The sequence below is a fragment of the Paenibacillus sp. Y5S-9 genome, assembly GCF_036894235.1.
GTDB lineage: Bacteria > Bacillota > Bacilli > Paenibacillales > Paenibacillaceae > Paenibacillus.
Window position 1 is genome coordinate 6,716,541 of sequence record NZ_CP145887.1, and the last position, 13,235, is coordinate 6,729,775.

8 protein-coding genes and 1 pseudogene are annotated in these 13,235 nt (G+C 43.9%); 2 read left to right on the plus strand and 7 right to left on the minus strand.

Annotation, left to right across the window (positions count from 1 at the left end; translation table 11 throughout):
* Positions 1–7: 7 nt before the first annotated feature.
* Entirely contained in the window at positions 8–883 is an 876-nt protein-coding gene (locus tag V6669_RS29500) for a sugar ABC transporter permease (protein WP_036671737.1), read from the minus strand.
* Positions 884–1,081: 198 nt separating this feature from the next.
* On the opposite strand from V6669_RS29500, the gene V6669_RS29505 reads away from it, so the two are divergent.
* Entirely contained in the window at positions 1,082–1,654 is a 573-nt protein-coding gene (locus tag V6669_RS29505; RefSeq protein ID WP_338589391.1) for a transcriptional regulator, read from the plus strand.
* A 244-nt stretch (positions 1,655–1,898) separates the two neighbouring features.
* Here the strand turns inward: V6669_RS29505 and V6669_RS29510 are convergent, their stop codons facing one another.
* From V6669_RS29510 to V6669_RS29530, 5 genes and pseudogenes are all read right to left on the minus strand, one after another.
* Entirely contained in the window at positions 1,899–5,858 is a 3,960-nt protein-coding gene (locus V6669_RS29510) for a DUF4073 domain-containing protein (protein WP_338589393.1), read from the minus strand.
* A gap of 381 nt (positions 5,859–6,239) precedes the next feature.
* On the minus strand, positions 6,240–9,839 hold the full coding sequence (locus V6669_RS29515; RefSeq protein WP_338589395.1) for an S-layer homology domain-containing protein: 3,600 nt from the start codon (positions 9,837–9,839) through the stop codon (positions 6,240–6,242).
* 228 nt (positions 9,840–10,067) lie between these two features.
* Positions 10,068–10,163: pseudogene (locus tag V6669_RS29520) on the minus strand (dehydrogenase); the annotation flags it as partial.
* Positions 10,164–10,336: 173 nt separating this feature from the next.
* Positions 10,337–11,494: a glycerate kinase gene (locus V6669_RS29525; protein WP_338589397.1), complete on the minus strand. Its 1,158-nt coding sequence runs from the start codon at positions 11,492–11,494 to the stop codon at positions 10,337–10,339.
* A 3-nt stretch (positions 11,495–11,497) separates the two neighbouring features.
* Positions 11,498–11,932 (minus strand): Lrp/AsnC family transcriptional regulator, encoded by a 435-nt coding sequence (locus V6669_RS29530; protein WP_338589399.1) that lies wholly within the window; start codon positions 11,930–11,932, stop codon positions 11,498–11,500.
* Between the two features lie 161 nt (positions 11,933–12,093).
* Between V6669_RS29530 and V6669_RS29535 the strand changes: the two genes are divergently transcribed.
* Complete coding sequence (locus V6669_RS29535) at positions 12,094–12,555, plus strand: VOC family protein (protein ID WP_338589401.1); 462 nt, start codon at positions 12,094–12,096, stop codon at positions 12,553–12,555.
* A gap of 90 nt (positions 12,556–12,645) precedes the next feature.
* Here the strand turns inward: V6669_RS29535 and V6669_RS29540 are convergent, their stop codons facing one another.
* Positions 12,646–13,200 (minus strand): hypothetical protein, encoded by a 555-nt coding sequence (locus tag V6669_RS29540; protein ID WP_062836632.1) that lies wholly within the window; start codon positions 13,198–13,200, stop codon positions 12,646–12,648.
* Between the last annotated feature and the right edge of the window lie 35 nt (positions 13,201–13,235).

Consider the following 13,235-nt stretch of genomic DNA (forward strand, 5'->3'; position numbering starts at 1 on the left):
ATTGTCATTAGTAGTGCACCAGACGTCTGCCAAGCAGGAACGATACTCCCGACAGCAACACGCAGATCAGAATGATCACAACGGCGATGGACGAAGCTTCACCTACGTTAAAGGATTCGAATGCAGACTGGTAATACATGTACAGCAACGTTCTCGTTGATCCCGCCGGTCCACCCTGCGTCATGACATTGATCTGGTCATAGGCTTGCAAGGACTGGATGGTAAGAATAATCGAGAGAAAAAATGTCGTTGGTGAGATCAGTGGCAATGTAATACTTCTGAACTTGTCCCAACCGTTTGCTCCATCGATTGAAGCTGCTTCGAGCAGATCGGAAGGCAGATTTCGTAGCGCAACGAGATAAAATACCATCGCCCATCCTATCGACTTCCAGAGCGTGACGATCAGAACGGCAACCAACGCCCAGTCCGCGTCACGCAACCAGCCGATCGGAGATACGCCAACCCAGCCCAGCATCAGATTAGCGAGTCCCACTTCGGGCTCGAAGATCCAGGACCACGCGATGGACACCGCAACTGTCGGGGTGACCCAAGGTGAGAAGAGTAATGTCCGGAAGATGCCGGATGATTTGATTTTGCTATTCATGAGCATCGCCAGTGCCAATCCGCCCACAATGGTTGGGATTACACTTCCAAGTCCGAATAACAAAGTGACTTTCAGTGACCGATAGAATTCAGAGTTTGTCAGCAGATAACTGTAATTGTCCAACCCAACGAACAACTTGTCCGGGCTCATGAAGTCCCAGTCGGTGAAACTGAGATAAACGATATATCCCAGAGGTCCCAGCCAGAAGATCAGCAATGGGATTAGAGCTGGCAGCGTGAATAGGACCGCCTCAGACTCCCTCCATAGTTTTAAACGCAAATCCCCCACTCCTTACTGTCCAATTTTTCTTTAATTATTGGGAATTTTTGAGTATAATCGACTTTATATTTCTTCTGTACAAAATTTATTGTACACTCGTATTGAAAATTCTAATTCCGGCTTATGTTAAAATTGGAGCAAGTCATGTAAAATATGAGGCAGCTAGTGGGAACGCTATCATAAACCAGAGGTGACAACGTGGGAAAAGAAACCGCCAGGAACCCGAATCATTCTTCGTTACCTGATCGGCATGCGCTGAGGGAGAGAGTCATTGAGGCCATCGCCAATACGATGGATCTGTATGGGGTGAATCATACATTTGGCAAATTATACGGCATCATGTATTTTGAAGATCGACCGATGACACTTGAAGAGATGAAGACCTCGATGAATATGAGCAAAAGCAACATGAGCTATGCGGTTCGTTCACTTACAGAGTCACAGATGATCTACAAACTGGAGGAGAAGAAGGACCGCCAGGATCAGTATCTGGCAGAGACCGACTTCTATCGTACATTCCAGAATTTCTTTGGGGCCAAGCTCCAACGGGAAGTAGATGTCATGTTAGAAGGCATTCGTGAGGTCATTCCTGACCTGTCCGCAATGATTCTTTCGGAGCATACCTCTTCTGAAGATCGAGATGATGCACTGCGTGATCTGCACAAACTCCAACACGCAGAGCAATATTACGTCTGGCTCCAAGGATTCGTGGATCAATTGCGAGACGGGAAATTTTACGAGAATGCTGCACACGCACTCAACAAAGAGTAGTACAACTGCGTAAACAGAATAACTAGTAGGTGACCCAGGGGCGCTAACGAACCTAGACGATCTGACGTACCATTGTTGAGTCACACTAAAGCGCAAAAAGGAGCTGTTCCTAGCCAATGTATGGCTTTTTGGAACAGCTCTTTTTTTTATTCTATCTATTGTATTGTCATATCCTATCCGTCATTAGGGGTTCTCTTTTCCATATGCTACTGCGTTAATGACCCCTTTTTTTCTTTTAAAAACATTAATTCTGCGCAGCAGCTTCGATATCTGCATATGCCCAGTGTGTTGCTGGTACATCACTAAACGTTGGCGTAACTGCACCAGTGAGCGGTGTGCGGTTGAACAATACATTCAACACTTTCACCGCTTCCGCACGCGTCAGCTTACTGTCCGGTTTGAATGTACCATCGTTGTAACCAACCATCAGACCAGCGGATTGCACATAAGCAATGGCTTCTGCTGCCCACAGGTCTGCGGATACGTCTGTGAAGGAAACTGCTGGACCATTTACGGTTGTTGCACTCGCTTGTTGCTGCATCCAGCGATGAGCAATCGTCGCCATCTGTGCACGGGTGATCGAACCTTCCGGTGCAAATTGAGTGTTGCTCATGCCGTTCATGATACCAGCGGATTGTGCTTTTTTAATCTCACTTGTTGCCCAGTGTGTCGCAGATACATCCTTGTAACTCACGCTATTCGCGGAACCTGCTGCCGCTTCAGTTGGAAGATTGCGAGCCAGCATAGCTGCCATCTGTGCACGTGTTACGAATGCATCTGGACGGAAATCTGCACCAAAACCTTGGATATACGGTTGATGTGTACCTTGCGAAGCTTTCAGTCCATCCACAACAACGAGGGTGAACGTACTGAATTTGGTTACGGTAAATTCGATGCCTTCGCTGTTATCTGCGAGTTGCACCAGTTTGCCTTGAATCAATTCTTTTGTGCCGTCACTGTGTTCGATGTAGATCGCAAGGTTGTCCAATGCTTGCTGACGAGCAGCCGGATCAGTTGGCAGACTGTCACGCAGTGGCAAAGTCAACGTCACTTCACGGCTCTGCATATTCGTTTCGATCTCTACTGGGCGAGCCAATACGCGAACATTCGTATTCGGAGCAATCTGTTGGATCAACTGTTCTTTCTTTGCACGCTCTTCAACTTCTTTGCGCTCGGATTCCTTTTTCAAAGGTACAACGCGGAAGTACAAGTCTTGATCGAATCCGGCGATGGAATTCGTCGGAACGGAAATCACTACATTTTCAGTGGAGATTTCAAGTTTCAGCGAACCATCATTCAATTCTTTTACCGCTGCCTTAGGCAGTTCAATACGTGTCTCGGACACGGCATCTTTGGTATCTGGAATAACAATACGTGCGGTGTTCATGTTTAATTGCTTCGCTTTTTCCACCGATTCCTTGGCAATCGCTTCGGTCATCTTCACCAGATCTTTAATCATGCCGCTGGTTTCGGTTGTACGTGTGATTGGTGTCTTGGTCAAGTTGGTGCCATTTGCACCATTAACGTCAACCACGATCTGCTCTTGTTTCGTTGTTGGTGCAGGTGTAGACGTTACTGGTGTAGTTCCTGCACTTCCACCGCCAGTTGATGGTGTAGGTGTAATAATAATGATTTGGTCGAAGAAACGATCGAATGCTGTCTGCACTTCGCTAATACTGCTATATCCGTTAGCAGACTTGCGATCAAGCATCCATTGAGCCAGTTTTCCCATTCGAGTATCATCTTCTACTAGATCCTTCATAGCATTCAACTTAAGTAGGAATGGTTCGAAAGGCTCCATCATCTCAGTAGATTGCTGGAAGCTGTATAGCATCAGCATGGCTTTCTTCATCTCGCTAACGTCTATAGCATCATTAATGTAGGAATAATTCATGACTAACATTAATGAAGCACCGTATACCTGTTCAATTGAAAGATCCGAACCCTGAAACAGACGTTTTGCAGTATAAGCAAGCAACTCTTTATCCACATTGGATGCATTTAAATATTTTTGACCTAACTCTTTAAACATTTCCATCCCTGGATATTCAAAGTACTCTGTTGACTCAACAAAAAGGGAATAGAACTCATTCAAATGCTGTTGGAAAAGAATCTTGTCTGTTTGTTTGATCGTCTGGATGCCTTTATACCCAATTTCTACAGCATATTGCACTTGTTTCTTAAGATCGTAGGCATAGTCAATCGGTAAAAAGGTCATTACCACATTAGCTATGGCTTTCTTCTCCTCAGGTTGGAGAATGTCAAAGCCAGCCGGAAGATCCAACCATTCCGGTTGAGTAATTGCCCCGAGTATAGCATCAGTATTCTTCGTAGCTCTCGCTTCGTTGATAACTCTCAAAGGATCTGCTGGATTAAAGAACTGATCAAAAGTTTTTTGGATGTTTTTATAGTTTTCATAACCACCAACTGGACGCTTATCAATCATCCATTGGGCAAGTTTTCTATATGTCGCATAATCTATGCTATCCACTTTGTCCATGTTAAGCGGAAACTCTACCATATATTTGATAGTACTAGGGAGATTGTTATACTGTGTTGATTCCTTCTGTACTAAACGTAGACGTACCAAAGCATTATACATCTTGGTTTGATTAGTTACATCATTGATTGCATTGTAAGTAGATAACGACGTAGAAAGTTGATCTCTGTTCTGATATGAAGGAATTTCATCACGCATTGAGTAAAATTTCATGCGGTATGCAAAAATTTGTTTATCTACAACAGACAAATTTTCATACGTTTTCCCTACTTTATATAGTGATTGAATACTTGGGTCGAGGTTTATGCTAAAAACTTCAGGTAAATTTAATAATTTGGAAAAATAAGCATTGATATTCTCCTCAACATCAGTCAGTGCAGGTTTATTAAAGAGGTTTCGTGGTTCTACAGCCATATCAAGTACATATTGCACTTGTCCTTTACTCACATATCCTTTTGCCCCATTCATTAAAGTGACAAATACAGCTACAGATTCTTTCTCATCGTTGCTCCAATCACTGAAATCTACAGGCAGTTCGAGTCCTAACGCGGAATCTTGAATTTCGCTAAGGACACCTTCTACATCTTCATTACTCTTAGCTAGATTCAATGATTCAAGCGGGTCTGTTTCTTTATTCTCTGTAAAGATTAAAATCTCATAGAGACTTGCGGCATTACTTTCGTTTGCTTTAACACGAACCCATACCGTTTTATTCCCTTTGAATTCGGGTGGGTTAGTGGTGCTGTAATCAAACCAATTCTCGCCATTATTCTGAGTGTATTCCATAGTATCATCCGCACCAACAATGACATTGACATCATCATCTACGGTTACTAACGGTGCTGCCGAATTAAAGAACTGATCGAAACTTTTTTGGATATCTTCTATTGAAGCAAAGCCACCTTGCGGCATCTTTTCAATCATCCAATTAGCCAGTTCTGTCATTTGTTCCGAGTCTTCCTGAATAGATTTCAATTTATCAAAATCCAATGGATAGGCTACTGCACCAGATTCAGGGTTATCATCAATAAACTCATCAATGGACCCTTTAAAGAACTGGTTAAAGTTCAACGTCTCTAACATCAATTCCTCGCCTTTTGCTTTATTGATTTCAGGATACCCGGTTATCCCAAATATTACTTGGAAAAATGCGTTGTCTAACTCAGTTGATCCCTCACTACCATGAAATGCAATTAAGGTCATTTGGATAAAATGAGAAATTATTTGTCGATCAACACCGCTCATTTCTTCATACTTCACACCCGATTTATACATCATTTCTGTGGTGTCATTGGTGAAGTAGTTTTTAGACTGGCTCAACAGACTGTAGACCAGATCCATTTGCAATTGTATAGCAAACAAGTCCGTATTACTGATTAAAATCATGCCTTGATATGCCAAGTTAAAAGTATATTCTAATTGTTCCTCACTAGAATACGCTTCCCCTTTTGGCAAAGTAGCCACCAATCTCGCTATCGCTTCTTTCTCTTGTATAGACAACCCAGAGTAACCAAGTGGCAAAGTCACAATCAGGTTCCCTTCCAGTACCTCCTGTATTTCGCTAACAGATCCCTCGCTGATTGCATAATTTAACTTCTCCAAAGGTGTCATCGGATTCGCTTCAACAGGTACTACAGCGACAACTTGGATTAACATCAGCAACACCAGTACCGCACTGATTATTTTCCTCGCATATATTTTCATTATTTCCTCCTTGAGCCTCCCAGCTCGAATCATTTATACTTTTCATTCTAGTACTTTGGTCTGAACGGATTCTGAACAATTGGCGTAAAATCGCGAAAAGACATTAAAATTCCGTATTTTTTTCGTGATTTTTCAACAATTTCCCTATGAAATTCATCTTTTCTTGCATTTTTCTGTAATTATTTTAATCTATAGACCCATGCATTTCTTCTCAGCATGTAAAATTTTACGAGGAATGCGAAAAAGAAAGTGAGTGAGTATGTTAATCTTTAGGACTCGTTACAGCAAAGTTTCTGTCTAATACATTCATTGGATTCTATTCAAGTTCGTTAAACTGCAAAAGGCCACCCCCAAGGATGGCCTTCTTTAACTACTTTGATATTACTTCTGCGCTGCAGCTTCGATATCTGCATATGCCCAGTGTGTTGCTGGAACATCGCTGAACGTTGGCGTAGCTGTGCCAGTGAGTGTTGTCCGGTTGAACAATACATTCAATACTTTCACCGCTTCAGCACGCGTCAGCTTACTGTCCGGTTTGAATGTACCATCGTTGTAACCCACCATCAGGCCAGCGGATTGCACGTATGCAATGGCTTCTGCTGCCCACAGGTCTTCGGATACATCTGTGAAGGAAACTTCTGCACCTGTCATTGTTGCAGTGTTTGCTTGATGATTCTGCATCCAGCGATACGCAATGGTAGCCATCTGTGCACGGGTAATCGAACCTTCTGGTGCAAATTGAGTGTTGCTCATGCCGTTCATAATGCCAGCGGATTGAGCTTTTTGAATTTCACTTGTTGCCCAGTGTGTTGCAGATACATCCTTGTAGCTCACGCTATTAGGGGAACCTGCCGCTTCAGTTGGAAGATTGCGAGCCAGCATGGCTGCCATCTGTGCACGTGTTACGAATGCATCTGGACGGAAATCCTCACCAAAACCTTGGATATACGGTTGGTGTGTACCTTGCAAAGCTTTCAGTCCATCCACAACAACGAGGGTGAACGTACTGAATTTGGTTACGGTAAATTCGATGCCTTCGCTGTTATCCGCGAGTTTCACCAATTTACCTTGAATCAATTCTTTTGTGCCGTCACTGTGTTCGATATAAATCGCCAAGTTGTCCAATGCTTGCTGACGAGCAGCCGGATCGGTTGGCAGACTGTCACGCAGTGGCAACGTGAGTGTCACTTCGCGGCTCTGCATATTCGTGTCGATCTCTACCGGACGAGCCATTACGCGAACATTCGTATTCGGAGCAATCTGTTGGATCAACTGTTCTTTCTTTGCACGCTCTTCAACTTCTTTGCGCTCCGATTCCTTTTTCAGTGGAACCACACGGAAGTACAAGTCTTGATCAAATCCGGCGATGGAATTCGTCGGAACGGAAATCACTACATTTTCAGTGGAAATCTCCAGCTTGAGTGAACCATCATTCAGTTCTTTCACTGCTGCCTTAGGCAGTTCGATACGTGTCTCGGACACGGCATCTTTGGTATCTGGAATGACAATACGTGCGGTGTTCATGTTTAATTGTTTCGCTTTTTCCACCGATTCCTTGGCAATCGCTTGGGTCATTTTCACCAAATCTTTAATCATGCCGTTGGTTTCGGTTGTACGTGTGATTGGCGTTTTAGTCAGGTTGGTACCGTTTGTTCCATTAACATCAACCACGATCTGCTCTTGTTTCGTTGTTGGTGCAGGTGTAAACGTTACTGGTGTGGTCGTGGACGATCCACCGCCTGTGTTTCCACCCGGGTTAGGTGTTGGCGTATTGCCATTATCTGTGCTGCTATCACCATTCTGTGTAAAGACAAACTTCACAGCGCGGCCTGGCAGTTCATCGCTGATTGCTTTGTAACGAACCCATACCGTTTTGTTCCCGCTAAGGTCCATTTTTTGAATGAAGGCAACATCAATCCAGTGTAGCTTATCGTCAAAGGAGATCTCCATCGTGCTGTCCAAGCCAATTATGGAGTTATTGATGTCATTCCCCTTCACATTAGGAGCCGTAAAGAATCGGTTAAATACATATTGTAGATTTTCAACATCTTCGTAGCTGTCTTGTTCAGTAAGCAACCATTCTGCCAATTCCTTTTGGTCTTCAGGACTCAGCTCTGCTCTTTTGGATAAATCAAGGGCACCTGTACGGTCAAATTTGTATTTGTTGAAGAATGCTTCACCCGTAATTTGATCATTCATAGCTGAATCAAGCCATTGATCCATTCGATCAACTTTCGTAGCCTTATCGATAGACTGGTATGGCGTAGTCAAGAGCCCTAGCACAACCATAGGTTCCACGATATTCCCTTGAAAATTCCCTTCTAACCTCTCGAAGGCCACTGAATACAAGTATCTATAAGCAAAAACACTTTTGTCTACTTTGTTGGTACGTTTCAAATACTCTTGACCAATGCTCCGAAATTCTTCGCTTTGTTGATCATTAAAGGACACTGGCAAATCTGCTAACTTCTGGCCAAGTGCATCCAGCTTGTTTTTGAGAGTAATAAGTTCTTTTTGCTCCCAAACCGATTGTGTGAGGACACCAAGTTCAATCATGTACTGAACCTGTTCTTTATTTTTGAACTCTTTACTTACATATTGAATAAGGAACCCTGCAATGAAATTTTTGACCTGCGGGGTTAGAGCGCCGTAGCCATCAGGCAGAGTAATACCCAAGTCGGGATTCTCCATAGCTACACGCATAGCCGCTACATCAAAGTTGCTCTTTGCCGTATTTAAAACAGTCAATGGGTCAGCTTCGTTATCATCAGGGAAAAATTTATTAAATGCAGTCTGAATTTCTTCAAAACTTGCATATCCATTAACCGGTCTTTCACTAAGCATAAGGTCTGCCAATTGCTCCTGCTCTTCGAATGAAAGGTTTTCCCATTTGCTGATATCCAAAGGGAATTTTCCAAGTGGTTTTTCTTGATTTTCTTCTTTGGAGTTATACGATTCGATACCTTCTTGAATTTCAAACATCTCATCTAATACTTTCATCATATCTTCTGACGATACGACCTTATTTATAAAAGGAGTATCACTTACTACTGTATCCCTATAACCCAGAATCTTCTTAATGGAAGGGGCCCCTATAATTTTACGATCATATATATAACCAGTCATACGTTTTTCAATATCTGAAGAGTTGAGATACAGATCAATACGTTCATAGTATCCCTCTTCGGCACTAGGATAATCAAAATGTAGTTTCCGCTCTGCTAGCTTTCCATAAAAATCATCAAGAACTATTCTGGAGTCTGATCCTCCAATTTTACGGGGAAGTTCCAGAGCTTGCAGAGCCAACTGCACCAGATATTGAACTTGTCCCTTATTCTGATATCCATCGCTAGTTGGTGGATCAAGATTTAGTAAATGTACTGCGATATCAATTTGATCGTCTTCAGATAACAATTTAAAATCAGGCTTGTCTATGAACTGTTCGTTACGAAAAAGGTCTATAACTTCCTGTTTGAAGTCAGAAGTATCGCCCTGCTTTATCTTTTTTTTGATTTCGTTAAATTGGTCCAACTCACTTAACTGTGTACTAGGGTTAAAAGATTTCATCTGGTAAGCAGATTCCAAACCATATCGATCTACAACCATCACATTATAATAGTACGTTTCCATGTCGCTTAAACCCGTGATTTTTTTAGAGAACGTACCGTCTGAAGACTCTGAACCCAACACCCAATCTTCGTCTCCATATTCTAGTTTTTCCCTGATTTCTGTCATGTTATTGAGGTCAGGAACACCGGAAACGAAGACCTGGTATTTTAATTCATAGGTTGCAGTAGAATCAGAATCAGCATTACCCCAATGTACTTCAACGTTATGATCATCCGTCCGCTTGATTGTGAGTTGACCATCATTTCCTGGTACAGGATATGATGCTCCTGCACTAACCTTCCCTGCTGGTGCCAACCATGGAGCTACCAGCACCAAGATGAGCATCAAACTAATTATTTTTCTGTAATTCATTTACTTGATCCTCCCTGTCTCATGTTTTTTACATATAAATTCAATCCCTCTGATACGTAAGGCCTATTGTATTGCAATGCAATAAACAGAATCTAAACAAAAAGAGTAAATAAAAGGAAAAAGATCCACCCTGCAGTACAAAAACAGGATAGATCTCAATTTTTTTCGCCAAAATTCATCATTTCATTTAAAAAAAAGTATTCTTCGGGACCTATATAGCTCCAGCCCTTAAATCAAGGTGTACCCGCCATCCACATACAATGTGCTGCCTGTCGTGAACGTATTGGTCATCAGATACGTAACTGTATGTGCAATTTCTTCATTGTGCCATCAAGGGTAAAAATAACGCGAACGAAGCGACCTGAACGACAACTATACAATGGAACTTCACAGCAAAAAAAACGAGAGACAGATCACCTGATATCAGGCATATCCGTATCCCGTCTTTGTCACATCACATTTCAATCCAGCCCCATGCGATCCCGATGGTCACCGACTTAAGAAAGTAACCCCAGCTTCAGTACTCTTGCAATATTCTCGGTGGTACGTTCCACATTCTCCGGGCCTTCTCGCAATAGTCGATCCAGATCTGCTGCCCCAGGCACAATACCAAATATGGCATCAATACCTTCAGCATAGAGGGTGTCGATCCCTTCGCCAACACAGCCTGCAAGGGCAATCACAGGTTTACCCGCTTCCTTGGCTGCCCGAGCAACACCATAGGGAGTCTTGCCAAATTTCGTTTGGAAGTCGATGCCGCCTTCGCCCGTGAATACCACATCCGCAGCGATCAACTTTTTACGCAACTCAGTATATTCAATGACAATCTCGATCCCTTTACGTAATACAGCCTGTGTAAAAATCAAGAGTCCTGCGCCCAACCCTCCAGCCGCTCCGGCTCCTGGTACATCACGGATATCTTTATGAAGCTGCTGTTTCACCACATCTGCATAATGGGACAGATTCGTATCCAGCTGTTCAACCATCTCTGGAGTTGCCCCTTTTTGTGGTCCAAACACCCTTGATGCGCCATGCTCCCCACATAGGGGATTGGTCACATCACAGGCCACAATGAACTCCACTTCCTGCAAACGCTCATCCAGACCAGATAGATCAATCTGAGCCAGTTGATCCAGAGCCCCGCCACCACGCGCAAGCGGACGACCCTCTGCATCCAGAAACTTCGCACCAAGTGCTTCAGCCATGCCAGCCCCACCATCGTTGGTCGCACTACCACCAATGCCAATGATGATCTTGCGTATGCCAAGGTCCAGACATGCGCGAATCAACTCGCCTGTTCCATAGGTTGTCGTCCGGAGCGGATCCCGGGTCTCCTTGGTTACCAAGTGGATGCCGCTGGCCGATGCCATCTCGATGGCCGCCGTTGTTCCGCCACCCAGAATGCCATACTGTGCAGTGACTGTCTGACCCAATGGTCCGCTCACCTCGTGCTGGTGAAGGACGCCGCCGGAAGCGTCCACAAGGGACTGCACCGTACCTTCCCCACCATCTGCCATAGGTACATGAATATAACCTGCCGTCGGGTATATTTTACGCAACCCTTTTTCCATCGCGATACATACTTCTTTCGCTGTCATGCTTTCTTTGAACGAATCCGGTGCCAGAACAAATGTCTTCTCTCTAGTCTCTCTCATATCTTAAAGAAGAACACGGTTTTCCATAATATTTTTCATGCTGATATGGGATTTGGAGGGTCCCAGCTTCACCAGTGAATCCTGGAACTCGGCAAGTTCTTCAATGGACGCCGTCTGTACCTTGATCAGATAGTTATACTCGCCGCTAATCCGATAAACGTCCGTGACTTCGATGGCCTGTTCACAGAACTGGACCAACTCGTCGCAATGCTCTGTTTTGAGCAAAATAAACGTCGTGGTTCCACGGTTTAACCGGGCCAGATTATAGATGGTTGAATATCCCGTTATCACACCTCTTTCCTCCAGTTTCAGAATTCTTTCCTTAACCGAAGGTTGGGACATGTTAATTTCTTTGCTTATCTGTGCAACGGGGATACGTGCATGATGTTGCAACAAGCGCATAATCTGCTGATCGATCTCATCTATCATGTGTTCCATTTGTAAGACCTCCGAGTCATGACCTTATTTAATAAGGTTATCCTAATAAATTAGCTAAAAATAGTTAGATTTCATCTCATTATATCCTTTGATATTGTATGGTTCCAATGCGATATCAGCCCTATAATTTAAACTACAATCTGAAGAAGGAGCGATGTAATGTGAGTGTTATTGGACTTGCACATGTGGCAATTCAGGCCCGAAATTATAAAGATACGCTGGCGTTTTATACAAAAGTATTGGGATTCAAGGTCGGTCACTCCTGGAGTTTGCCTTCCTTCCACATTACCGAGGCATGTATGCTGATCTCTCCGGATCAGCGCACCTGTATTGAGGTATTTGACCCAAAAGCCGTCATTCCCGCCGAGGGTGAACCTGCCACCTCGCCTGAAGCGGTCCGGCACGGCGCACTATTACATTTCGCCTTTTACGTGCATGATGTAGAAGATATCTATCAGCAAGCGCTCGCACATGGAGCCAAGGCCTACGTTGAACCGGATTGGATATCGCTTGGCGAACCTGCACTTCGGGTTAAAAATGCGCTCGTCCACAGCCCCAATGGTGAAGTGATCGAATTCCTCGAAGAGGTTAATTTCGACCGATCCTTACCATCATCCATATGAAGTACACAAACAGCCTGTTGCCTCGTCATTCGTGGCAGCAGGCTATTTCATGGTTCGATTCCTTGGCAAGCATCAGCACACGCACCTACCCTACTCTTGCTCTGCATTCCCCAGCGTATACTCGCTTAGCTTCCCTTCATAGACCAATTGCAATCGTTCACTCTGGCGAAAATCATCCGGTGTCACCAGCGCAGGCAGCTTGTTCCACAACTTGATGCCTGAACGCTGCAGAATCTCGGCTACAAATTGGGAGCAGAAGTAGGAGTTGCTGAACTCCACCGGCTCCTTGAGCGTAATGCCGATCACGCCGAGCAGATTGTACATATATTTCTGGCGGCTGCGGATGAAGATGTGCAGCACTCGTTTCATCTTTTCCACTTCACGATCCGTCACCTGAAGCTCGTATATGACACATGTCGTATTAGGATACTTGCTGTATGTACCTGTCTGAATATCTTCCTTCACAAACCCGCCATTCAGCGGATTGCTCGGATGCTTGCGGCCGAAGCTGTACAGCTCGGTTAACTCCCGGTCAAATGAGATCGATGCGTGATTATATGGCGCTCGGGTATAGCTCTGAATAACCTTGGTAAACAACGTTCCTGTATTCGTAAGCAAGATATAGATGGAGCGTTCATCTGTCATAGCAAAATTTCCCCTTATCAAGTTGGCACTATTCC

Excerpts from the sequence above, each read along its gene's own strand:
- V6669_RS29515 (WP_338589395.1), bottom strand. The coding sequence starts at position 9,839 with ATGAATTACAGAAAAATAATTAGTTTGATGCTCATCTTGGTGCTGGTA.
- V6669_RS29530 (WP_338589399.1), bottom strand. The coding sequence starts at position 11,932 with ATGGAACACATGATAGATGAGATCGATCAGCAGATTATGCGCTTGTTG.
- V6669_RS29510 (WP_338589393.1), bottom strand. The coding sequence starts at position 5,858 with ATGAAAATATATGCGAGGAAAATAATCAGTGCGGTACTGGTGTTGCTG.
- V6669_RS29525 (WP_338589397.1), bottom strand. The coding sequence starts at position 11,494 with ATGAGAGAGACTAGAGAGAAGACATTTGTTCTGGCACCGGATTCGTTC.
- V6669_RS29540 (WP_062836632.1), bottom strand. The coding sequence starts at position 13,200 with ATGACAGATGAACGCTCCATCTATATCTTGCTTACGAATACAGGAACG.